A 20,898-nucleotide genomic window follows, 5' to 3' on the forward strand; every position below is an offset into this window, starting at 1 on the left:
AGATGGGAGCCTACATTCTTCGCCGCCTGCTGTTGGTCATACCGACGCTTCTGGGCATGATGATCATCAACTTCACGCTGACGCAGTTCGTGCCTGGCGGGCCGATCGAGCAGATCATCGCTCAGGTGCAGGGGCAGGGCGATGTCACGGCTGGATTTACCGGTGGTGGCGGAGATGCCGCCGATATGCTGGGCTCGAACGATTCCGCCTATGCGGGCGCGCGTGGGCTGCCGCCTGAATTCATTGAAAAGCTGGAAAAGGAATTCGGCTTTGACAAGCCGCCGCTTGAACGGTTCGGCCTGATGCTTTGGAACTACGTGCGGCTGGATTTCGGGGACAGTTATTTCCGCTCGGTCAGTGTCATTGACCTGGTCCTGGAAAAAATGCCGGTGTCGATCACCCTCGGTCTCTGGTCGACGCTGATTGCCTATCTGGTGTCGATCCCGCTGGGTATTCGCAAGGCGGTCAAGGACGGCTCCAGCTTTGACAACTGGACATCGGGCGTCATCATCGTGGCCTATGCGATCCCCGGGTTTCTGGTCGCGATCCTGTTGCTGGTGCTGTTCGCCGGTGGGTCCTACTGGCAGTTCTTTCCCTTGCGCGGCCTTACGTCGGACAATTTCAACCAGTTGTCATGGGCCGGCAAGGCGTTGGATTACCTTTGGCACATCGCGCTGCCGGTCCTTGCCTCGACCATCTCGGCTTTCGCCACCCTGACGCTGCTGACCAAGAATTCGTTCCTGGACGAGATCAAGAAGCAATACGTCATGACCGCGCGGGCAAAGGGGCAAAGCGAACGCCGTGTTCTGTACGGTCACGTGTTCCGCAACGCCATGCTGATCGTGATTGCGGGATTCCCGGGTGTTTTCATCAGCGTGTTCTTCGCCGGAAGCCTGATTATCGAAACGATCTTTTCTCTCGATGGTCTCGGACGGCTTGGATTCGAGGCCGCGGTGGCGCGCGACTACCCGGTGATCTTCGGCACGCTGTTCATTTTCGGGCTCATGCAACTGGTCGTGGGGATCGTGTCCGATCTGATGTATGTCTTCGTCGATCCGCGTATCGACTTCGAAAAGCGCGAGGGCTAGGCCATGACAGACCCGATGCAGCCTGAAACCGCGCCACCCCGCATTCCCGGCCACGATGCGCCCGCTCCGGTGCCCGACGCCCCGAAACGCTGGCTTTCGCCGCTGAACCAGCGCCGGTGGCGAAACTTTCGCCGCAACCGTCGCGCATTCTGGTCGCTGATCGTCTTTGCGGTGTTGTTCGGTATTTCGCTGTTTGCAGAATTCGTCGCGAACGACAAACCGATCCTCGTCAATTATCGGGGCGAATATTACATGCCGATCTTCCGGTTCTACCCCGAGACGGCCTTTGGCGGCGACTTCAAGACCGAGGCGATCTATCGCGACCCCGAGGTGCAATGCCTTATTCACAGCGGTGGTCTGGATAGTTGTTTCGACGATCCCGAAGGGGTCATGGCAGATGCCGAGGATGGCGTCGTCGATGGCGAGGCGATCGAAAACGGCTGGTCGATCTGGCCACCGATCCCCTATTCCTATGACAGCCCCGTGGACCGACCGGGTGCGGCCCCGTTGCCGCCCAGTGCGGAAAACCTGCTCGGAACGGACGATACGAAACGCGATGTACTTGCACGGGTGATTTATGGTTTTCGCCTGTCGATCCTGTTCACCCTGATCGTGACCGCGCTGTCGTCTTTGATCGGCATTGTTGCCGGCGCGGTTCAGGGCTTTTTCGGCGGTTGGGTCGACCTGCTGTTCCAGCGCATTATCGAGGTCTGGTCCTCCACACCCTCTCTCTATGTCATCATCATCCTGTTCGCGATTTTGGGACGCGGGTTCTGGCTGCTTGTCGGGTTGACCGTGCTGTTTGGCTGGATGGCCCTTGTGGGAGTCGTGCGCGCTGAATTCCTGCGGGCTCGCAACCTGGAATACGTGCGTGCGGCCAAGGCGCTTGGGGTGTCGAACCGCACCATCATGTTCCGCCACATGCTGCCCAATGCCATGGTCGCGACCCTGACCATGATGCCCTTCATTGTCACCGGCACCATCTCGACGCTTGCCGGGCTCGACTTCCTCGGGTTCGGGCTCCCGTCGTCCTCGCCATCGCTGGGCGAGTTGACGTTGCAGGCCAAGGAAAATCTGCAGGCGCCTTGGCTGGCATTCACGTCCTTCATCGTGTTCGCCTTGATGCTGTCGCTGCTGGTCTTCATCTTTGAAGGGGTGCGCGATGCCTTCGACCCCAGAAAGACGTTTCAATGAGCATACTTGAGGTCCGCGACCTGCGCATCGCGTTCCGCCAGGACGGCCAGAGGCACGAGGCCGTGAAGGGCGTCAGCTTTTCCGTCGACCGTGGCGAAACCGTGGCCTTGGTGGGAGAGTCGGGGTCGGGAAAATCCGTGACGGCCATGTCCACAGTCGCCTTGCTGGGGGACAACGCCGAGGTTTCGGGCAGTGCGACCTTTGATGGGCAAGAGATGATCGGCGCCGATGCCCAGCTGCTGCGCAAGGTGCGCGGCAATGACATCAGCTTCATCTTTCAGGAGCCGATGACATCGCTCAACCCGTTGCACACCATCGAAAAGCAGCTGGCTGAATCCATGGCGCTACACCAGGGGCTGAAGGGGCGCGGCAGGGGCAAGCGGTTCCTCGAAGGCTGGATGAACTTCACGCCTCTGCCGTTCTTCATCGGCGTCGCGGTCTTTCTGGTGGCACTGGCGGCCTATGCCAGTTTCGTGTCCACCGCGCCGAGCGAACCGAGCCTGGCTTTCCTGCCGGCATTCGGCGCTGATCTATTGCCGGGGGTGCTTGTTGCGATGGGGTGGGCGGCGGGGCTGACCGCGGTGCTCTGGGCCGGGAAATACCTGCTGGCGTCGCGCCTGCGCACGTGGATCATCACCTCCGAGACGCGCGAACGTTCTATCGCATTGCTGAACCAGGTCGGTATCCGCGATGCGGAATCCCGCCTGACCGCTTATCCTCATGAACTTTCCGGCGGACAGCGTCAGCGCGTCATGATTGCCATGGCCCTGGCCAACCGGCCGGGCCTGCTGATTGCCGATGAACCGACAACCGCGCTCGACGTGACGATCCAGGCGCAGATCCTGGAACTGCTGGCCGAGCTCAAGGATCACAACTCCATGGGGTTGCTGTTCATCACGCATGATCTTGGAATCGTGCGCCGCATCGCCGACCGCGTCTGCGTCATGAAGGATGGGGAGATCGTCGAAACAGGCCCGACAGACCAGATTTTTGCCAACCCGCAGCACCCCTATACACAGATGCTGCTGTCTGCCGCTGCCACAGGCGCCCCCCAGGCCGCGGCGACGGATGCGCCTGCCGTGCTCGAGGCCGAAAACCTGCGCATCTGGTTTCCGATCAAGGCGGGCCTGATGAAGCGCACGGTCGGGTACGTAAAGGCGGTCAACGACGCCACGCTGACCGTTCATGCCGGTGAAACCCTAGGGGTCATCGGGGAATCCGGGTCAGGCAAATCGACGTTGGCCATGGCCCTGATGCGGTTGATCGGGTCCGAGGGGCAGATCCGATTTGAAGGTCAGGACATCCGTCAGTGGTCCACCGGGCAGCTACGTCATCTGCGCAAGGATATGCAGATCGTCTTTCAGGATCCCTTTGGCTCCCTCAGCCCTCGGATGACGTGCGAACAGATCATCGCCGAGGGGCTGTCGATCCACAAGATCGGGGATGGTCGTCCGCAGCGTGATCTGGTCGCCGAAGTGATGCGCGAAGTCGGGCTGGATCCGGCAGCGATGCATCGCTATCCGCACGAGTTTTCCGGCGGGCAGCGGCAACGCATTGCTATCGCCCGCGCAATGATCCTGCGGCCCAAGCTGGTGGTGCTGGACGAACCCACGTCGGCGCTGGATATGACGGTGCAGGTGCAGATCGTCGATTTGCTGCGCGATTTGCAGCAGAAATACGGTCTGGCATATGTCTTTATCAGCCATGATCTGAAAGTTGTGCGCGCCATGTCGCACCGGGTGATGGTGATGCGGCAAGGTGACGTGGTGGAAAGCGGCACGGCGGCGCAGGTGTTTGATGCCCCGCAGGCTGCCTATACCCAGGATCTTTTTGCCGCCGCGTTGGATCGCTGACGGCTTGGCGCCTCAGATCGCCGACGAATGACGGGCGGGCGCAGTGTCGTAACGATCAAAGGCACGGGCAATCATTCGCGTCAGCGGGCGCACTGGCTGCGGGATGAACAGCCCATCTGTCGTGACGCGCAGGAGATCGGGAAACTGGGCCGCGACCTCGTTGAACATTGCGGTCAACGCAGTTGGCGCGACGTCGAAATGCGCGGAAAGTTCGCCGGTGCGGACCTCGAAGTCGCACATCAGCGCCTCGATGATCCGGCCATGCAGGCGGTCTTCATGTGTGAAGGCATGTCCTCGCACGGTCGAAAAGACGCTGTTTCGGATGGCGGCCGTATATCCCGAGGTGGCGGCGTTGTTCTGGGTATACCCCTGCGGAAACCGAGAGATGGAAGACGCCCCGACGCCGATCAGCACATCTGAGGTGTCGTCCGTGTAACCTTGGAAGTTGCGCCGTAGCAGGCCGGCTTTCTGGGCGATCTCAAGCCCGTCGCCTGCAAGGGCAAAGTGGTCTATGCCGATTTCCGCGTAGCCGTCCCATTGGAACATCTGGCGCGCGACCTCGAACAGGGCAAGGCGCTGTTCGGGGGCGGGCAGTGTATCGGCGGGCAGCAAGCTCTGACGGCGCGCCATCCAGGGCACGTGGGCATACCCATACAACGCAACGCGGTCGGGGCTGAGCGATAGCAATTTCTGAACGCTCTGGGTGATCTTTCCCGGTGTCTGATGCGGTAGCCCATAGAGGATATCGGCGTTGAGGCTGTAGACACCGTGATCGCGGATTGCAGCGACAACATCGCGTGTCACCTCGTAGCTCTGCTCGCGTCCGATGCACTTTTGGATCTGGGGGTCGAAATCCTGCACGCCGATCGAGGCGCGATTCATGCCTGCCGCCGAAAGCACGGAAAGACGCGCGTCGTCGACCTCATTGGGGTCGATCTCGACCGAGAACTCGGCGTGGGGTGCCAGGGGGGCGACATCGGCAATGGCGCCGGCAAGGGTTTCCATCATCGCGGGCGTCAACAGTGTGGGCGTACCGCCGCCCCAGTGCAGGCGCGAGAGCGCGACCCCTTCGGGCAGGTGAGCCTTGAGCATTCTCAGTTCGCTCAGAAGGGTTTGCAGGTAGGCCGCAACGGGGGCCGTGCTCTGCGTGCCCTGCGTTCGACAGGCGCAGAACCAGCAGAGGTGACGGCAGAACGGCACGTGGATATAGAGCGAGATGGCCGCTCCAGGGGGGATGGCGGCGATCCAGTCGGCATGGGCCGCAGGCCCGGTCACATCCGAGAAGTGCGGCGACGTGGGATAGCTGGTGTAACGCGGAACTTTCGCGTCAAACAGGCCGTGGCGGGACAATTGCGTTTTGATATCCATGGGCATAGGATTTAACAGGGCCTCACTGAGACCTCCTTGACCCAGATCAATCTGCCACCGGCAACATACAGGCGATCATGCTGCACACTGACCTCGCCCATTCCACGCAAGATTGTAAAGCTTGCCCGATACGGCATCGGGCAGTCTGCGCCCGCTGTGACGCCGATGAATTGGCCGTGTTGGAAGAAATCAAGTATTACCGCAGCTTCGAGGCGGGGCAGACTGTCGTGTGGGCGGGGGATCGGATGGAGTTCGTCGGGTCCGTCGTTTCGGGCGTGGCGACGCTGACGCAGGCGATGGAGGACGGCCGTACGCAGATGGTGGGGCTGTTGCTGCCGTCGGATTTCGTGGGGCGGCCGGGCCGCGACGGGGCTGCCTATGACGTGGTGGCGACGACCGGGCTGGTCATGTGCTGTTTTCGCAAGAAGCCGTTCGAGCAGCTGATGGAGACGACGCCGCATATCGCGCAGCGTCTCTTGCAGATGACACTGGACGAACTGGATGCGGCGCGTGAATGGATGCTGGTGCTGGGGCGCAAGACCGCACGCGAGAAGATCGCCAGCCTGCTGGCCATCGTGGCGCGGCGGGATGCGACGCTCAACCTGATGACTCCCAACGGAAAACTGGTCTTTGATCTGCCGCTGACGCGCGAGGCGATGGCAGATTACCTGGGGCTGACGCTGGAAACCGTGAGCCGGCAGATCTCGGCCCTGAAGCGCGACGGGGTGATCGTGCTGGAGGGCACGCGTCATGTCGTCGTGCCCGATTTCAGCCGCCTGCTGGAAGAAGCCGGGGATGACAGCGACGGCGGTATCCTGAGCTGAGATGTCGCCGCGGGACGACAGGAGATGCCCTGCGCGAGCGCGGGGCATTTTTTTGTGCCCACAGCGGTGCGGTGGCGGCGGTGTGACGCGGTGGTGTGAAGGGGCGGTCCCCAGTCGTGCAAGCCCTTGAAATTAAAGGATTCGGACGTCGGTATCTTGACGGTATCGAAGCGGTATCCGAACGGTGCGGAAAAGCCCCCGACCGGGCAGCGGGGAGACGCGCGTGCGGAGCGCGGGAGGGAGGGCTCTGCCCTCGGCGCGGGGCGCCTCACCCGGGGTATTTCGGGCCAGATGACAGGGAGGGCGTCGCGTCTGCGCCGGGGTGTGGCGAGACATGTGCAGTGGGGCGCGGTCGGTGGTGCACACTCGGTAGGGTCGATCCGGCAGGACACGGGCGGGGTGCATCCCGGGGGGATGATCGGGCGGTGCGCGCAGGCCGAGAGGCGGGGCGCTCAGGGCAAGGCAGCTCAGGGCGACACCAGTTTGGGGGGAGGGCAGTTTGGGTGCAACGCCAGTTCTGGGGCAAGGTGGGGCAGCGGGGGGAGAGACGCGCTGCCCCGGTTTTCGGAGGTTCAGTGCGCCAGGAAGATCGGCAGTTCGCTGGCCTCCAGCATGTTGCGGGTGGCGCCGCCCAGGATCGCCTGGCGGAACCGCGAATGACCATAGCCGCCCATGACGATCAGATCCGCCGAGATGTCCTGCGCGTGGCGGCTGATCTGGTCGGAGACGCGGGGCATGGTTTTCGCCACGACCTCGATACTGGCCGAGACGCCGTGGCGGGCCAGCCATGTCGCGAGCAGGCCGCCCGGATCGGAACGGTTCGGGCCATGCACTGGCGGGTCGATCACCACGATATGCACGTCGCGCGCCTGTTGCAGCAGCGGCAGGGCGGCGCGCACGGCGGCGAGGGCCTCGGGTGTTTCGTTCCAGGCGATCAGCGGGGTTTTCAGCGCCTCGGGGGTGGCCTGCGCGGGCAGGATCAGGATCGGGGCGCGGCCTTCGAACAGGCAGGCTTCGGTGATCTGTTCATGTTCGGACTGGCGGTTCGGGCCGTAGGGCTTTGGCAGGACGACGAGATCGGCAAAGCGTGCGCGCCAGCCGACATGGCGACCGATGTCGCCGAGCTGTGTCACGTCGGCCTCGCTGGACCAGCGCAGTTCCGCCCCGGCCATTGCCTGGGTGACGGTCTTTTCCAGGTCGCGTGATTCGGCCACGGCGGTGTCGATCGCCTCTTGCAGGATCAGCGCGTTTTCACCGGGGTAGTAATAGCCGACCTGGCTGCGGTCGATGCCGAGGCAGAGCACATCGAGATGCGCGTCCTGCCGGATGGCAACGGTGACGGCGTTGTCGAGGACAATCCGGGCGTCATCGTTTTGCGTGACGACCGTGAAGATAGATTTGTAGGCCATTCCAGCCTCCCTCTCTTGGCATTGCGATGAGGCCATTCCAGCACGCCTGTCCATGCGCCGCCCTGATCTGGGTCAAGCCGCCCGTGGCGATTGATGCAGATCAAGGAAAGCCGATCACGCAGCGGTGATAAGCAGCCGGGCAAGGACGCGAATGCGCGACGGGACGGACCCCGGCGCGGGGCCGACAGCCCGGACGGACAGAGGGACGAATATGACAAATGCAGTAAAGCTGATCGTGCTGGCGATTGTCACGCTGATGGCGGCAATCGCGGCGAATTACGCACGCGACCTGGCCTATATGGTCAATGCGCTGGTGGTGATGGCGGTGTCGGCGGGGATGTTCATCGTGGTGCTGCGGCACACCGATGAAGAGGTCGTGGTGCGCGATCTGTCGGGCGAATACATGGACGACGTGATTCGGTTCGGGGTGGTGGCAACGGCGTTCTGGGGCGTCGTCGGGTTTCTGGTGGGGGTGTTCATCGCCTTTCAGCTGGCGTTTCCGGCGCTGAATTTCGGCTGGGCCGATGGGTATCTGAACTTTGGCCGCCTGCGCCCGCTGCACACCAGTGCGGTGATCTTTGCCTTTGGGGGCAATGCGCTGATCTGTACCAGTTTCTATGTCGTGCAGCGCACCAGCGCGGTGCGGCTGTGGGGCGGCAACCTGGCGTGGTTCGTGTTCTGGGGTTACAACCTGTTCATCGTGATGGCGGCGCTGAGCTATGTCCTGGGCGGGTCCCAGTCCAAGGAATATGCCGAGCCGGAGTGGTATATCGACCTGTGGCTGACGGTTGTCTGGGTGGCCTACCTGGCGGTGTTCCTGGGCACGGTGATCAAGCGGAAAGAGCCGCATATCTACGTGGCGAACTGGTTCTACCTGGCCTTTATCGTGACGGTCGCCATGCTGCACGTGGTCAACAACCTGGCGGTGCCGGTCAGCATCTGGGGCGGCAAGTCCGTGCAGCTGTTTTCCGGTGTGCAGGATGCGATGACGCAGTGGTGGTACGGTCACAACGCGGTCGGGTTTTTCCTGACCGCCGGGTTCCTGGGGATGATGTACTATTTCGTGCCCAAGCAGGCCGAGCGGCCCGTCTATAGTTACAAGCTGTCGATCATCCACTTCTGGGCGCTGATCTTTCTGTATATCTGGGCCGGTCCGCACCATCTGCATTATACCGCGCTGCCCGATTGGGCGAGCACGCTGGGCATGGTGTTTTCCATCATCCTGTGGATGCCGAGCTGGGGCGGCATGATCAACGGTCTGATGACGTTGAGCGGCGCCTGGGACAAGCTGCGCACCGATCCGGTGATCCGCATGATGGTGCTGGCGATCGGGTTCTACGGCATGTCCACCTTCGAGGGGCCGGTGATGTCGATCCGGGCCGTGAATTCGCTGTCGCATTACACCGACTGGACCATCGGGCACGTGCATTCCGGGGCGCTGGGCTGGAACGGGATGATCACCTTCGGGTGCCTGTATTTCCTGGTGCCGCGGCTGTGGAACCGGGTGGGGCTGTACAGCCTGTCGATGGTGAGCTGGCATTTCTGGTTGGCGACGATCGGGATCGTTCTCTACGCCGCGTCGATGTGGGTGACCGGGATCATGGAGGGGCTGATGTGGCGCGAGGTGGATGCCAACGGGTTCCTGGTGAACAGCTTTGCCGACACGGTGGCCGCGAAGTTCCCGATGTACGTGGTGCGTGGGCTGGGCGGGGTCATGTACCTGAGCGGCGCAATCATCATGTGCGTCAACCTGTGGCTGACCGCCACCCGCGCGCCCCAGATCGGCGAAGCCAGCGGACCCCGGGCCAATGGCCTGGTCCCGGCAGAATAAGGAGCGGAAAACATGGGTATTCTCGATAAGCACAAGTTCCTCGAGCGGAACGCGACGCTGCTGCTGGTCTGTTCCTTTGCGGTCGTCAGCATTGGCGGGATCGTGGAGATCGCGCCGCTGTTCTACCTGCAGAACACCATCGAGGAGGTGGAGGGCATGCGCCCCTATTCGCCGCTGGAGCTGGCGGGGCGCGATGTCTACATCCGGGAGGGCTGCTATGTCTGCCATTCCCAGATGATCCGCCCGATGCGTGACGAGGTGGAGCGCTATGGGCACTACTCTCTGGCGGCCGAGTCGATGTATGACCATCCGTTCCAGTGGGGCAGCAAGCGCACCGGGCCGGACCTGGCGCGGGTCGGCGGGCGCTACAGCGACGAATGGCATGTCGACCACCTGAGCGACCCGCAGAGCGTGGTGCCGGAATCGGTGATGCCGAAGTACGCCTTTCTGGCCGATGTGCCGATCGACGGGCGCTATATCCAGGACGAGCTGAAGGCGCATCGCGTGGTCGGCGTGCCGTACACGGACGAGATGATCGCCAACGCCGAAGCCGATTTTTCAGTGCAGGTCCAGCCGTTCGGCAATTGGGACGACATGGTGGCGCGCTATCCAAAGGCGCAGGTGCGCAATTTCGACGGGCGGTCGGGCATTTCGGAAATGGATGCGCTGATCGCCTATCTTCAGATGCTGGGCACGCTGGTCGATTTTTCGACCTTCACGCCCGACGCAAGCCGCTAAGGGGAGAGCAAAGATGGATACCTATTCCCTGATGCGCGAATTTGCCGACAGCTGGATGTTGCTGTGGCTGTTCGTGTTCTTTGTCTGTGTCTTTGTCTGGGTGTTCCGCCCCGGCAGCCGCCGGGTGTACCGCGACACGGCCAGCATTCCCTTTCGCAACGATGACCGGCCTGCTGCCGCCGACAAGGAGGCCTGAGCGATGAGCGACAATGACCTGAAGGACAAGCACGGAACCACCGGCCACAGCTGGGACGGGATCGAGGAGCTGAACACGCCGCTGCCGCGCTGGTGGCTGTACACCTTTTACGCCTGCATCGTCTGGGGCATCGGCTATGCGGTGCTGTTCCCGTCCATCCCGCTGCTGCGGGGCGCGACCCCGGGGATGCTGGGCTTTTCCACCCGTGGCCAGCTTGAGGAAAAGCTGACAGCGGTCGAGACGGCGAATGCCGGGATCAACCAGCAACTTGTCTCCGTTCCGCTGGAGGAGATCGCGGGGGATGGCGCGCTGAACCAATACGCCACCTCTGCGGGTGGGGCGGTGTTCAAGACCTGGTGCGCGCAGTGCCACGGGTCAGGGGCGGCGGGGGCCAAGGGGTATCCCAACCTGCTGGATGACGACTGGCTTTGGGGTGGTTCGATCGACGCGATCCACACCACCATCACCCATGGCATCCGCAACGAGACAGACCCTGACGCCCGCTATAGCCAGATGCCCGCCTTTGGCGCCGATGACATCCTGGAAAACGACGATATCGACGCGGTGGTCAATTTCGTGATGTCGCTGTCGGGCACGCCGCAGGACGCGGGCGTCGTGCCGCGTGGGGCAGAGGTCTTTGCCGAGAACTGCGTGTCGTGTCATGGCGAGGCCGCCACGGGCGACCGCGATCAGGGCGCACCGAACCTGCGGGATGCAATCTGGCTGTACGGAGGCGACTATGCGTCGATCCACGAAACCGTGCAAAACGCGCGCTTTGGCGTGATGCCGAGCTGGGGCGACCGGCTGAGCGAGGCGCAGATCCGCGCCGTGGCCAGCTATGTCCACCAATTGGGCGGCGGCGAGTAACGCCGACCCGACGCCAAGCCCGTCCGCCGGTTCGTCCCCTGCGGCCGGGCGGGCGTGCCCCGGTCCATCCTGTTCGCGCAAATCCTGAGCCGGGGTGCGCCACAAAAGAAACCCCGCAGCGCGATAGCCTGCGGGGTTTTCAGTTTGCCCGGCACGGGGAGATTGATGCCGGGGTTGGGGGGCCATCGCGGCCCTCAGGGTCTGGTCCAGTCGATCAGATCCTGAAGCCAGTGCAGGCGTTCGCGGCGGGCGCGCCGCGGGGCATCGCGATAGGGGCGGCCATTCGGGTGGCGGCCGCGCGCGTCGAGGTCAGAGGGGTAGAGGTCTTGGGAACGGTCATAAAACGGGCCCATCGTGGGATCCTCCTGTGTCGGGTGGCCAGGTTGCCGGCCGAAGGGCGCGTTATTTTGCGCGCAGGTGAGTGGGGACGCGCAGGCGCGGTTTCGCATCGTCCGGCGAGGCCTTGCGTGCGGCGGCGGTGTCGGGGGACCGGCTGGCGGTCAGGAAAGATTTTGCAAAGATGTTCAGCATGGCTTTTGTCCTCTGGTGGGTCTTCTTTACGTCTCTGCTGACTTTGATACGCCAAAACTCATCACCGACCTATTCAGGAAACCTGAAGTTGTGTAAGACTGGCTTACATGATTGATTGGATGAACCTTCCCCCGCTCAGCGCGCTTAGGGCGCTTGCCGCCCTGGCGGAAACCGGATCGACCGTTCAGGCGGGGGCGCGGCTGAACGTCAGCCATGCCGCGATAAGTCAGCAAATAAAGGGGCTTGAGGCGCATCTGGGGCTGGCCCTGGTGGAGCGGGGGGGGCGCCAGCTGGCCCTGACGGACGAGGGGCGGCAGGTTGCCGACGCGGTGATCGGCGGTGTCTCTTCGATCGAATCCGTTATTGAAAGATTAACAGGTCAGGATGCGGCACGGCCTCTGATGGTGACCTGCACGCCGGCCTTTGCCTCGTCCTTCCTGATGCCGCGACTCGCGGATTTTCAGCGGCGTCATCCGGGCGTGTCGCTGATGCTGGACCCGACGCCGGTCATACAGGCGATCGGGCCGGGCGGTGCGGATGTGGGCCTTCGTTATGGCACGGGCGAGTGGAGCGGCCTGCAAGCCGAGCTGTTGCTGGACACGCCGATTGCGATTGTCGCCGCCCCGGCGCTGGTCGGGCAGGGGGGCACGGTCGATCCTGGTGATCTGACCGGCTATCACTGGTTGCAGGAACTGGGCACAAACGAGGCAAGCGAATTCCTGCGCTGGCATGGTCGCGATCTGGACATGTCCAAGGGCGTGACGTCGTTGCCGGGCAACCTGATGCTGGACGCGGCGCGCGACGGGCGCGGGGTGGCGGTGATCGCGCGTGCCTTTGTCGAAAGTGACCTGGTCGCGGGGCGATTGCGCCTGTTGTACGAGGATCGCCGCAAGAAGGGCTATTACCTGGTCTGGCATCCGGGCCATATCCGTCCGCTGGCGCGCGAATTCATGTCCTGGGTGCGGGCCCAGGCGCGCCGGGCCGAGGGCGAGGGCCATGGCTACGCCGGTCAGCCGGTGGCAGGGCGGGGCGACGCGGAAATAACATGACCCGGGGATGCCCCTATTGATGCAAGTCAAGGTGGGGGGTGGCGCGCTCTGTCACAACGCGTGGGACGACCCTGCGCAGAAGTGAGACGAATCCCGTGTCGACATCCCAGCCACGCCTTGATGAACCCAGCCTGTATGCCAAGCGCGAGCCGATCTTTCCCCGCCGGGTGACGGGCAAATTCCGCCGCCTGAAATGGGGGATCATGGCGCTGACGCTGGGGATTTATTACCTGATGCCCTGGATCCGCTGGGATCGTGGGCCGAACCTGCCGGATCAGGCCGTGCTGATCGACATGGCAAGTCGGCGGTTCTTTTTCTTCTGGATCGAGATCTGGCCGCACGAGTTCTATTTCGTCGCCGGGTTGCTGGTGATGGCGGGGCTGGGGCTTTTCCTGTTCACCTCGGCCCTGGGGCGGGTCTGGTGCGGGTATACCTGCCCGCAGACGGTGTGGACGGACCTGTTCATCCTGGTCGAGCGCTGGATCGAGGGCGACCGCAACGCCCGCCTGCGCCTGCATCGCCAGAAGGCATGGGATTTTCGCAAGGTGCGGCTGCGGGTCACAAAGTGGCTGGTCTGGCTGCTGATCGGGCTGGCGACCGGCGGGGCATGGGTGTTCTATTTCGCCGATGCGCCGACCCTGCTGCGGGATCTGGTGACGCTGAGCGCGCATCCTGTCGCCTATGGCACGATGGCGTTCCTGACGCTGACCACCTTTGTCTTTGGCGGCTTCATGCGGGAACAGATCTGCATCTACGCCTGCCCCTGGCCGCGTATCCAGGCGGCGATGATGGACGAGGATACGATCACCGTCGCCTATCGCGAATGGCGCGGCGAGCCTCGGGGCAAGCATCGCCGCCGGGCCGAGATGCAGGAACGGGCCGCAAAGGCGATGGACCTGCGCATCGCCGGCCCGAAGGCGGGCGGCACCGCGCCATTCCTTGCCATGCCGGGGATGCCGCGCGGCGTGGGCGGGCCGATTCCAGCCAAGGAAACCCTGGGCGATTGCATAGATTGCAACGCCTGCGTCAACGTCTGCCCGATGGGCATCGACATTCGCGATGGTCAGCAGATGGCCTGCATCACCTGCGCGCTGTGCATCGACGCCTGCGACGACGTGATGGACAAGATCGGCAAACCGCGCGGGCTGATCGACTACATGGCGCTGACGGACGAGACGGCCGAGCGCGCGGGCGCCGCCCCGCGCCGGATCTGGCGGCACGTGCTGCGACCGCGCACGATCCTGTACACGCTGCTCTGGGGGGCGGTCGGGCTGGGGCTGGTGTTCGCGCTGTTCGTCCGCTCGGATATCGACATGACGGTTGCGCCGGTGCGCAACCCGACCTTCATCACCCTGTCCGATGGCACGATCCGCAACGTCTATGACCTGCGTCTGCGCAACAAGACGGGTGAGGCGCGACCATTCCGCCTGACGGTGGGGGGCGATGCCCCGCTGGTCGCGTCCGTCGAGGGCAGCGGTGACGCAACCGTCGTCGTGCCCGCCGACAGTGCGGAGCTGGTGCGGCTGTATGTGGAGGCGGCGCAGGCCACCGACCCTGCCGAAGTGGAGCGCACGAATTTCAGGGTCTGGGTCGAGGATATGACCAACGGCGACCGGGCGAGCCGCGACACCGTCTTCAATGGAAGGGAAAATTGATGGAAAACGCAGTGAAACCTGGGTTCACCCTGAAGGGCTGGCATGTTCTGGCGGGCTTCGTGGCGGCCTTTGGCGTGATCATCACCGTCAACGTGGTGATGGCGACGCAGGCGGTGCGCACCTTTCCGGGGCTGGAAGTGGCGAATTCCTATGTGGCCAGCCAGGAGTTCGACACCCGCCGCGCCGCGCAGGAAAGGCTGGGGTGGACGATCTATGCCGATGACGCGAACGGCTGGGTGCATCTGCGGATCACCGATCGCGCAGGCCAGCCGGTGCGCGCCAAAGAATTGCAGGCCGTGGTGGGCCGCGCCACGGTGCGCAGCGCGGATGTCGCGCCGGCCTTTGCCTGGAACGGCAGCTACTACGAAGCACCGCTGGAGCTGGCCGGGGGCAAGTGGGACGTGCGGATCAATGCCACGGCCGACGATGGCACCGCTTTTACCCAGCGGGTCATCCTGCACGTGACGCGATGAGCGAGGCGGCCCCTTTCGCGGCCTGTCCGGCCTGTGGTGTGGCCCCCGCGGCGGACGAGATTGCCGCCCGCGCGCTGAAGGACGTGACGCTGATGCTGTCGATCCCCGGCCTTCATTGCGCCGCCTGCATCGACACGGTGGAACGCGCCCTGACCGCGGAACCCGGCGTCCGGGGCGCGCGGGTGAACCTGACGCTGAAACGTGCGCAGGTCAGCGCGTCGCCCGGGGTCGAGGCGGCGAGGCTGGTGCGGGCGGTCGTGGCCGCCGGATACGAGGCGCATGAGCTGGATGCGGGTGCCATCGCGGCCACCGCGACGGACCGTGCAGGGCGCGATCTGCTGATGCGGCTGGCCGTGGCGGGCTTTGCCAGCATGAATGTCATGCTGTTGTCGGTGTCTGTCTGGGCGGGGGCCGAGGATGCGACGCGTGATCTGTTTCACTGGATCAGCGCCGCGATCACCCTGCCCGCCATTGCCTTTTGCGCCCAGCCGTTCTTTCGCAACGCTTGGGGCGCGCTGCGGGTCGGGCGGCTGAACATGGATGTGCCGATCACGCTGGCCCTCGTGCTGGCGCTGGTCACATCGCTTTGGGAGGTCTCGCTGTCGGGCGAGGATGCCTATTTCGACGCGGCGCTGACGCTGACCTTTTTCCTGCTGGCCGGCCGGTATCTGGATCACCGCACGCGCGCCATGGCGCGATCCGCCGCCGAGGAACTGGCGGCGCTGGAGGTGCCGCGTGCCGTGATCCTGCGCGACGGGGCCGAGGTGCCGGTGCCGGTGGCCGAGGTCGCGATCGGTGATCTGGTGCGGGTGCGTCCCGGTGGCCGGATGCCGGTGGACGGCGTGGTCGTCGGGGGGGAGTCGGAGCTGGATCGCAGCCTGCTGACCGGCGAGACGCTGCCGGTGCAGGCGACGCCGGGGCAGGCGGTCAGCGCGGGCGAGGTCAACCTGACGGGGCCGTTGCTGGTGCGGGCGACAGCCGTGGGGCGTGATACTTCGTTGCATCGGATGGCCGATCTGGTGGCCATCGCGGAAAGCGGGCGCAGCCGCTATACCTCGTTGGCCGACCGGGCCGCGCGGCTGTATGCGCCGGGGGTGCATATCCTGTCGGCGCTGGCCTTTGCGGGTTGGTGGCTGGGCACCGGGGATCTGCGCGTGGCGTTGAACATCGCCGCCGCCGTGCTGATCATCACCTGCCCCTGTGCGTTGGGGCTGGCGGTGCCCGCAGTGACGACGGCGGCGTCCGGGCGGCTGTTCCGGCGCGGGTTGCTGATCAAGCATGAAACCGCGCTGGAGCGGCTGGCGCTGGTCGATACCGTGGTCTTTGACAAGACCGGGACGCTGACCGCAGGGGTGCCCGTGGCGACCAACCTTGCCGATGTCGACGACACGACGCTGGGGGTGGCGCTGGCGCTGGCGCAGGGGTCGTCGCATCCGCTGAGCCGGGCGCTGGTGCAGGCGCTCGACGGGCGGGTCGAGCCCGCTAAGCTAAGCGATCTGCGCGAGGTGCCGGGCCATGGCACCGAGGCGCTGCTGGGCGATCGCCGCGCGAGGCTGGGCCGGGCGGACTGGTGCGGCAACGGCGCAGCCGCGCAGGGCGAGGCGCCGGTGCTGCCGCGCGCGGCAGTGGGGATGGCGTCGTATTTGCAGATCGGTGGCCGCGTGCATGTGCTGACGTTCGAGGACCATCTGCGCCCGGGCGCCAGTCAGGCTATCGCCGCGTTGCGGGCGCAGGGGCTGCGGGTTCTTCTGCTGTCGGGCGATGCCGAAGGGCCGGTACGGCGGCTGGCCGAGCAGCTGGGCATCACCGATTGGCAGGCCGCGCTGCTGCCCGCCGACAAGGCCGCACGAATCGCCGCCTTGCAGAGCGCCGGTGCCAAGGTGCTGATGGTCGGGGATGGCTTAAATGACACAGTTGCGCTGAGAACTGCCGATGTCAGCCTCTCGCCCGCCTCTGCGTTGGACGCTGCGCGGGTTGCCTCCGATATTGTGCTTCTGGGTGGCGACCTGTCGCCCATTCCCGACGTGCTTCTCACCGCCTCTCGCGCAATCCGGCGCATTCGTGAGAATTTCCGAATTGCGACGTTCTACAACGTGATTGCCGTGCCGTTGGCGGTGGCGGGTTTCTGTTCCCCCCTCATAGCGGCGCTGGCCATGTCGGCCAGCTCGGTCACGGTGTCGCTCAACGCGCTGCGACTGAGGTAACGACCATGGAAGTTCTCGTCTGGCTGATCCCGATTTCCCTGTTTCTGGGCGGGCTGGGGCTGATCGCCTTTGTGTATACGGTGCGGAGTGGTCAATACGACGACCCCGACGGCAATTCACAACGCATCCTGTCCGAACAATGGGACCATCACCCGAAGGCCTGACCCGGAGACCCGATCTGCGCATCCCAGGGGGGGACCAGCTGCCAGCCGCCCCCGCGACAGACAGGCCTTGGGGACACGACATGAAAACGGGCGCCCGGCGGGGCGCCCGTTTTTGCATGTCGGGATAAGGGGGAGGCCGGCAGCGCGGCTCAGGTGCCGGGGCCGACCATGAAGCAGGTCATGTTGCGCGCGGTCAGGCGCTGGCACGTGCGGTCGGCGGCGTCCCGGGTCAGGCCGACAAAGTTGGCCTCCCACCCGGTGGGTTTTTGCAGCACCTTGCGCTCTGCCCCCTCCAGCGTTTCGATCTCGGACAGCGCGGTGGTCAGCAGGATACGCTCGGCAATGCCCTTGGTATTGTAGCGCCCGATGCTGACCCCCCACAGGGCCTCGGCCGAGGCATTCATCCGGGTGACGACGACGCGTTCCGGTTCTGCCACGGCGGCGGGCTTGATCACCGCGGGCTCTGCCTGGATGACGGGTTCGGCGGTTGGGGCTGCGCTTGCAGATGCGGGCGCGGTGGCCGGGACGGCGGCGGGAAATTGCGTCAGCAGGTCCTTGGGCCGTGGCATCGGATTGAGGCGGGCATATTCGGGCTGTTCGACGACAGCGGCGGCAACCTCGATCGCTTCGGGTTCGGGGGGGGGATCGTAGGATTTGCTGGCAACCAGTTCCGCAACCTGCTGGGCGATATCGTCGGTGGTTGCGGCGGCGAGCACGGTATCGCTTTCATCGGGATCCTGATCCCCCTGCGAAATGACCGCGGCTGCGGGAACGACGGCGTCCGCCTGGGCCACGAGAACCGGTTCGGGCTGGCCGGGCCGCGCCCTGGGCCGCAGCGACCGGGTGACCGAGATCACGCGGTTGACCGTCTTGCCCGCCATCAGCAGCGGATCCTGCGGCGCATAGTTGGGAGCCGGTGGGGCCAGGCGGGGCGCGTTGCGGGGGGCACGGTCAAAGCCCATGTCGAGCAGCTCTGCCATCCGCTGGTTGCGCCAGGCGGTCGAGCGGCCACCGAACACCGCCGCGATGATGCGGACATCACCGCGCACGGCCGAGGCGACCAGGTTGAAACCGGCGGCATTGGTATATCCGGTCTTGATGCCATCCGCGCCCTTGTACGCCGACAGGAACTTGCGGTTGGTGTTGTAGAGCGTGTGGCCGGGGATCGAGGTCTGCTTGCGCCCGAAAAGATTGTAGTATTCGGGATAGTCGAACAGCAGGTGCCGCCCTAGCGTGGCCATGTCGCGCGCGGTCGACAGGTGGCCGGTACGGGTCAGGCCGTTGGCGTTCTTGAAGGTCGAGCTGGTCATGCCGAGCGCCTTGGCAGTGCGATCCATCCGCGCGGCAAAGGCGGGTTCGCTGCCGCCGAGGTAATCACCGATGGCGGTGGCGGCGTCATTGGCGGATTTCACGGCAGCGGCCCGGATCAGGTAGCGCAGCTTGATCCGCTGGCCTTCGCGCAGGCCCAGTTTCGAGGGCGGTTCCTGCGAGGCGTTGCGTGACACGCGGATTTCGGTGTCCAGGCTGACCTCGCCTTTGCGCACCGCCTCGAAGGCGATGTAGAGCGTCAGCATCTTGGTGAGAGAGGCCGGGTGCAGGCGGGTATCGGCATTGCTTGAATGCAGGACTTCGCCGGTGCGGGCATCCATCACGATGGCGGCATAGGGCGCTGCCTGTGCTGCCGTGGAGAGAAATAGCACCAGAAGAAATGCTGCGAATGTCGAAATGAGCCCCCAAAGGGGACGACTGCTCTGCCGCGCCGTCACTGTGTCACCTATCTGCCTCGATGCCGCCGGATTTCCGGCTGGTCCGGATTGGGTCGCCGATTTTCCGGCTGACCATTCTTTATTGTGAAAAAGGCTAACACAGGGTGTCTTTCGGGCAAAGCGCATTGTTTCAATGGATTGCAGGGCGAGGCTGCACCTTGCGGCGGCAGTGCCAATATGTGGTGACGTGACCCGCGACACCTACAAGACCGGCCAGCGGACAGGGTCCGTCAATGGCGCATTTCCGGCACAGTGTTGACGCAAATGCAACAGAACAAGGGACTAACGCCTTGGTGAGTGGACGTGAAGCGACGCTGAGCTATGCGACTATCGCCCGCCCCACGCCGAGTCGTCCGCGCCATTGCGCGCGCGCCGTGCCCTGCGCCGGGGGCACGGCCCCGCCGCTGATCGCGATCTTGGCACGCACAAAACCGGCGCTTTTGCGCTGAGACCTGCCGGAATCACCGGCGCGGGGCGCTGGATTCAGCCGATATCGCGCATCAGGGCGGCCAGCTGACCAAGGTCGGGCAGTTCGCGGAACCGGCTGCCGTCGGTCTGTTCGGGGGCTTCGGCGTGTTCCAATGCCCAGGTGTCGCCATGCGGCACGTGAATGCCCCATCCGCCGGCCTCGATCACCGGCAGGACGTCGGATTTCAGCGAATTGCCGACCATCAGCGCCCGGGCGGCGCCGTCTCCGTGGCGGTTGAATATCTGGCTATAGACCGGGGCGGTCTTGTCCGACACGATCTCGACCGCGTGAAACAGATCGCCAAGGCCCGATTGCGCCAGCTTGCGTTCCTGGTCCAGCAGGTCGCCCTTGGTGATCAACAGCACGCGGTGGGTCTGTGCGGCCGCTTCGACGGCGGCGCGGGCGTGGGGCAGCAGGTCGATGGGGTGACGCAGCATCTCTTGTCCGGCGTCGATCAGTTGGCGGATGACGGCGGCGGGCACGCGTTCGTCCGTCACCTCGATCGCGGTTTCGATCATCGACAGCACGAAACCCTTGATGCCATAGCCATAGCGCCCCAGGTTGCGACGCTCTGCGTCCAGCAACGTACGCTCCAGGTGGTCGCGTTCCGCATAATCCGACAGCAGGTCGACGAATCGCCCCTCGGTCAGGCGAAAGAAGCGTTCGTTGTGCCAGAGCGTGTCATCGGCATCAAAGCCAATGGTGGTGATGTTTTGCGTCATTTTTGCAATGCCTTTCCCGCCGAAGGTCTTTCAACCGGCGGGGCGGACGTTATATAGTTCACTCAAAGCCCGAAACCCCTATGTGCCCGTGACGGGTGCCCCTGCGCCCGATCCGGGTGCCCCGGTACCCCGAGACGGGTGATTGAGTGCTATGACGATGAACCGGCCGACGATGATGGCAGACAGAACCGACGACGACAGCGACATCAATGTCGTTGTCGATACGCGTCCGCGCACCAAGCGCCCGCCGCTGTACAAGGTTCTGTTGCTGAACGACGATTACACGCCGATGGAATTCGTCGTGCTGATCCTGGAGCAGTTCTTTCACATGACCCACGCGGAAGCATTCGAGATCATGCTGACCGTGCACAAGAAGGGTGTCGCGGTCGTCGGCGTGTTCAGCCACGAGATTGCCGAAACCAAGGTCGCGCAGGTGATGGATTTCGCCCGCAAGCACCAGCATCCGCTGCAATGCACGATGGAAAAGGAATAATTTC

General features: G+C 64.2%; 20 protein-coding genes. 14 read left to right on the forward strand and 6 right to left on the reverse strand.

The features are described from left to right. Positions 1 to 2: 2 nt before the first annotated feature. From DL237_RS16240 to DL237_RS16250, 3 genes are read left to right on the forward strand one after another with little or no spacing between them, the layout of a single operon-like run. Entirely contained in the window at positions 3 to 1,088 is a 1,086-nt protein-coding gene (locus DL237_RS16240; RefSeq protein WP_119400139.1) for a microcin C ABC transporter permease YejB, read from the forward strand. 3 nt (positions 1,089 to 1,091) lie between these two features. Next, entirely contained in the window at positions 1,092 to 2,282 is a 1,191-nt protein-coding gene (locus DL237_RS16245) for an ABC transporter permease (protein WP_233545025.1), read from the forward strand. Next, the gene (locus DL237_RS16250) at positions 2,279 to 4,135 is read left to right on the forward strand and encodes an ABC transporter ATP-binding protein (protein ID WP_119400141.1); all 1,857 of its coding nucleotides are present in this window, start codon (positions 2,279 to 2,281) and stop codon (positions 4,133 to 4,135) included. The genes DL237_RS16245 and DL237_RS16250 overlap by 4 nt, the downstream gene beginning before the upstream one ends. A gap of 12 nt (positions 4,136 to 4,147) precedes the next feature. Here DL237_RS16250 and hemN read toward each other — a convergent pair whose 3' ends face one another. Beyond that, complete coding sequence (gene hemN / locus DL237_RS16255; RefSeq protein ID WP_119400142.1) at positions 4,148 to 5,503, reverse strand: oxygen-independent coproporphyrinogen III oxidase; 1,356 nt, start codon at positions 5,501 to 5,503, stop codon at positions 4,148 to 4,150. A gap of 77 nt (positions 5,504 to 5,580) precedes the next feature. Between hemN and fnrL the strand changes: the two genes are divergently transcribed. Beyond that, on the forward strand, positions 5,581 to 6,327 hold the full coding sequence (fnrL, locus tag DL237_RS16260; RefSeq protein WP_119400143.1) for a transcriptional regulator FnrL: 747 nt from the start codon (positions 5,581 to 5,583) through the stop codon (positions 6,325 to 6,327). Positions 6,328 to 6,899: 572 nt separating this feature from the next. Here fnrL and DL237_RS16265 read toward each other — a convergent pair. After that, positions 6,900 to 7,736 carry a universal stress protein gene (locus tag DL237_RS16265; protein WP_119400144.1) on the reverse strand — a complete coding sequence of 279 codons (837 nt, stop codon included), beginning with the start codon at positions 7,734 to 7,736 and terminating at the stop codon, positions 6,900 to 6,902. Positions 7,737 to 7,947: 211 nt separating this feature from the next. Between DL237_RS16265 and ccoN the strand changes: the two genes are divergently transcribed. Genes ccoN through ccoP form a run of 4 tightly spaced genes read left to right on the forward strand, consistent with a single transcriptional unit; the run spans position 7,948 to position 11,368 of the window. Further along, entirely contained in the window at positions 7,948 to 9,567 is a 1,620-nt protein-coding gene (gene ccoN, locus DL237_RS16270; protein ID WP_119400145.1) for a cytochrome-c oxidase, cbb3-type subunit I, read from the forward strand. Positions 9,568 to 9,579: 12 nt separating this feature from the next. Beyond that, complete coding sequence (gene ccoO, locus DL237_RS16275; RefSeq protein ID WP_119400146.1) at positions 9,580 to 10,305, forward strand: cytochrome-c oxidase, cbb3-type subunit II; 726 nt, start codon at positions 9,580 to 9,582, stop codon at positions 10,303 to 10,305. A 13-nt stretch (positions 10,306 to 10,318) separates the two neighbouring features. After that, positions 10,319 to 10,501, forward strand: coding sequence for a cbb3-type cytochrome c oxidase subunit 3 (locus DL237_RS16280; RefSeq protein WP_119400147.1), 183 nt, complete (start codon positions 10,319 to 10,321; stop codon positions 10,499 to 10,501). A 3-nt stretch (positions 10,502 to 10,504) separates the two neighbouring features. Further along, entirely contained in the window at positions 10,505 to 11,368 is an 864-nt protein-coding gene (ccoP, locus tag DL237_RS16285; protein WP_119400148.1) for a cytochrome-c oxidase, cbb3-type subunit III, read from the forward strand. Between the two features lie 194 nt (positions 11,369 to 11,562). On the opposite strand, the gene DL237_RS20630 is transcribed toward ccoP, so the two are convergent. Together DL237_RS20630 and DL237_RS20995 are read right to left on the reverse strand one after the other, a co-directional pair. After that, positions 11,563 to 11,721 carry a hypothetical protein gene (locus DL237_RS20630; RefSeq protein ID WP_158585668.1) on the reverse strand — a complete coding sequence of 53 codons (159 nt, stop codon included), beginning with the start codon at positions 11,719 to 11,721 and terminating at the stop codon, positions 11,563 to 11,565. 49 nt (positions 11,722 to 11,770) lie between these two features. Beyond that, complete coding sequence (locus DL237_RS20995) at positions 11,771 to 11,899, reverse strand: hypothetical protein (RefSeq protein WP_267897033.1); 129 nt, start codon at positions 11,897 to 11,899, stop codon at positions 11,771 to 11,773. 119 nt (positions 11,900 to 12,018) lie between these two features. Here DL237_RS20995 and DL237_RS16290 point away from each other — a divergent pair, with 119 nt between their 5' ends. The 5 genes from DL237_RS16290 (at position 12,019) to ccoS (ending at position 17,444) form a co-directional block, all read left to right on the forward strand. Then, positions 12,019 to 12,948: a LysR family transcriptional regulator gene (locus tag DL237_RS16290; protein ID WP_233545026.1), complete on the forward strand. Its 930-nt coding sequence runs from the start codon at positions 12,019 to 12,021 to the stop codon at positions 12,946 to 12,948. Positions 12,949 to 13,043: 95 nt separating this feature from the next. Then, complete coding sequence (gene ccoG / locus DL237_RS16295; RefSeq protein ID WP_119400150.1) at positions 13,044 to 14,603, forward strand: cytochrome c oxidase accessory protein CcoG; 1,560 nt, start codon at positions 13,044 to 13,046, stop codon at positions 14,601 to 14,603. Further along, complete coding sequence (locus tag DL237_RS16300; protein ID WP_119400151.1) at positions 14,603 to 15,076, forward strand: FixH family protein; 474 nt, start codon at positions 14,603 to 14,605, stop codon at positions 15,074 to 15,076. Before ccoG ends, DL237_RS16300 begins: the two co-directional genes overlap by 1 nt. After that, positions 15,073 to 17,280, forward strand: a complete 2,208-nt coding sequence (locus DL237_RS16305; RefSeq protein ID WP_119400152.1) for a heavy metal translocating P-type ATPase — start codon at positions 15,073 to 15,075, stop codon at positions 17,278 to 17,280. Before DL237_RS16300 ends, DL237_RS16305 begins: the two co-directional genes overlap by 4 nt. 5 nt (positions 17,281 to 17,285) lie before the next feature. Beyond that, positions 17,286 to 17,444, forward strand: a complete 159-nt coding sequence (ccoS, locus tag DL237_RS16310) for a cbb3-type cytochrome oxidase assembly protein CcoS (RefSeq protein ID WP_119400153.1) — start codon at positions 17,286 to 17,288, stop codon at positions 17,442 to 17,444. Between the two features lie 149 nt (positions 17,445 to 17,593). On the opposite strand, the gene DL237_RS16315 is transcribed toward ccoS, so the two are convergent. Together DL237_RS16315 and DL237_RS16320 are read right to left on the reverse strand one after the other, a co-directional pair. Further along, complete coding sequence (locus DL237_RS16315) at positions 17,594 to 19,144, reverse strand: D-alanyl-D-alanine carboxypeptidase family protein (RefSeq protein ID WP_267897035.1); 1,551 nt, start codon at positions 19,142 to 19,144, stop codon at positions 17,594 to 17,596. Positions 19,145 to 19,693: 549 nt separating this feature from the next. Then, positions 19,694 to 20,401, reverse strand: coding sequence for an HAD family hydrolase (locus DL237_RS16320; RefSeq protein WP_119400155.1), 708 nt, complete (start codon positions 20,399 to 20,401; stop codon positions 19,694 to 19,696). Between the two features lie 172 nt (positions 20,402 to 20,573). Between DL237_RS16320 and clpS the strand changes: the two genes are divergently transcribed. Beyond that, complete coding sequence (clpS, locus tag DL237_RS16325; RefSeq protein WP_407691918.1) at positions 20,574 to 20,894, forward strand: ATP-dependent Clp protease adapter ClpS; 321 nt, start codon at positions 20,574 to 20,576, stop codon at positions 20,892 to 20,894. The last annotated feature ends 4 nt before the right edge of the window (positions 20,895 to 20,898 follow it).

This window comes from Pseudooceanicola sediminis, assembly GCF_003575965.1.
GTDB lineage: Bacteria > Pseudomonadota > Alphaproteobacteria > Rhodobacterales > Rhodobacteraceae > Pseudooceanicola > Pseudooceanicola sediminis.

What these genes read in the sequence shown, in the direction of transcription:
- DL237_RS16240 (WP_119400139.1), top strand. Translation starts at nt 3, where the DNA reads ATGGGAGCCTACATTCTTCGCCGCCTGCTGTTGGTCATACCGACGCTT.
- DL237_RS16245 (WP_233545025.1), top strand. Translation starts at nt 1,092, where the DNA reads ATGACAGACCCGATGCAGCCTGAAACCGCGCCACCCCGCATTCCCGGC.
- DL237_RS16250 (WP_119400141.1), top strand. Translation starts at nt 2,279, where the DNA reads ATGAGCATACTTGAGGTCCGCGACCTGCGCATCGCGTTCCGCCAGGAC.
- hemN (WP_119400142.1), bottom strand. Translation starts at nt 5,503, where the DNA reads ATGGATATCAAAACGCAATTGTCCCGCCACGGCCTGTTTGACGCGAAA.
- fnrL (WP_119400143.1), top strand. Translation starts at nt 5,581, where the DNA reads ATGCTGCACACTGACCTCGCCCATTCCACGCAAGATTGTAAAGCTTGC.
- DL237_RS16265 (WP_119400144.1), bottom strand. Translation starts at nt 7,736, where the DNA reads ATGGCCTACAAATCTATCTTCACGGTCGTCACGCAAAACGATGACGCC.
- ccoN (WP_119400145.1), top strand. Translation starts at nt 7,948, where the DNA reads ATGACAAATGCAGTAAAGCTGATCGTGCTGGCGATTGTCACGCTGATG.
- ccoO (WP_119400146.1), top strand. Translation starts at nt 9,580, where the DNA reads ATGGGTATTCTCGATAAGCACAAGTTCCTCGAGCGGAACGCGACGCTG.
- DL237_RS16280 (WP_119400147.1), top strand. Translation starts at nt 10,319, where the DNA reads ATGGATACCTATTCCCTGATGCGCGAATTTGCCGACAGCTGGATGTTG.
- ccoP (WP_119400148.1), top strand. Translation starts at nt 10,505, where the DNA reads ATGAGCGACAATGACCTGAAGGACAAGCACGGAACCACCGGCCACAGC.
- DL237_RS20630 (WP_158585668.1), bottom strand. Translation starts at nt 11,721, where the DNA reads ATGGGCCCGTTTTATGACCGTTCCCAAGACCTCTACCCCTCTGACCTC.
- DL237_RS20995 (WP_267897033.1), bottom strand. Translation starts at nt 11,899, where the DNA reads ATGCTGAACATCTTTGCAAAATCTTTCCTGACCGCCAGCCGGTCCCCC.
- DL237_RS16290 (WP_233545026.1), top strand. Translation starts at nt 12,019, where the DNA reads ATGAACCTTCCCCCGCTCAGCGCGCTTAGGGCGCTTGCCGCCCTGGCG.
- DL237_RS16300 (WP_119400151.1), top strand. Translation starts at nt 14,603, where the DNA reads ATGGAAAACGCAGTGAAACCTGGGTTCACCCTGAAGGGCTGGCATGTT.
- DL237_RS16305 (WP_119400152.1), top strand. Translation starts at nt 15,073, where the DNA reads ATGAGCGAGGCGGCCCCTTTCGCGGCCTGTCCGGCCTGTGGTGTGGCC.
- ccoS (WP_119400153.1), top strand. Translation starts at nt 17,286, where the DNA reads ATGGAAGTTCTCGTCTGGCTGATCCCGATTTCCCTGTTTCTGGGCGGG.
- DL237_RS16320 (WP_119400155.1), bottom strand. Translation starts at nt 20,401, where the DNA reads ATGACGCAAAACATCACCACCATTGGCTTTGATGCCGATGACACGCTC.
- clpS (WP_407691918.1), top strand. Translation starts at nt 20,574, where the DNA reads ATGATGGCAGACAGAACCGACGACGACAGCGACATCAATGTCGTTGTC.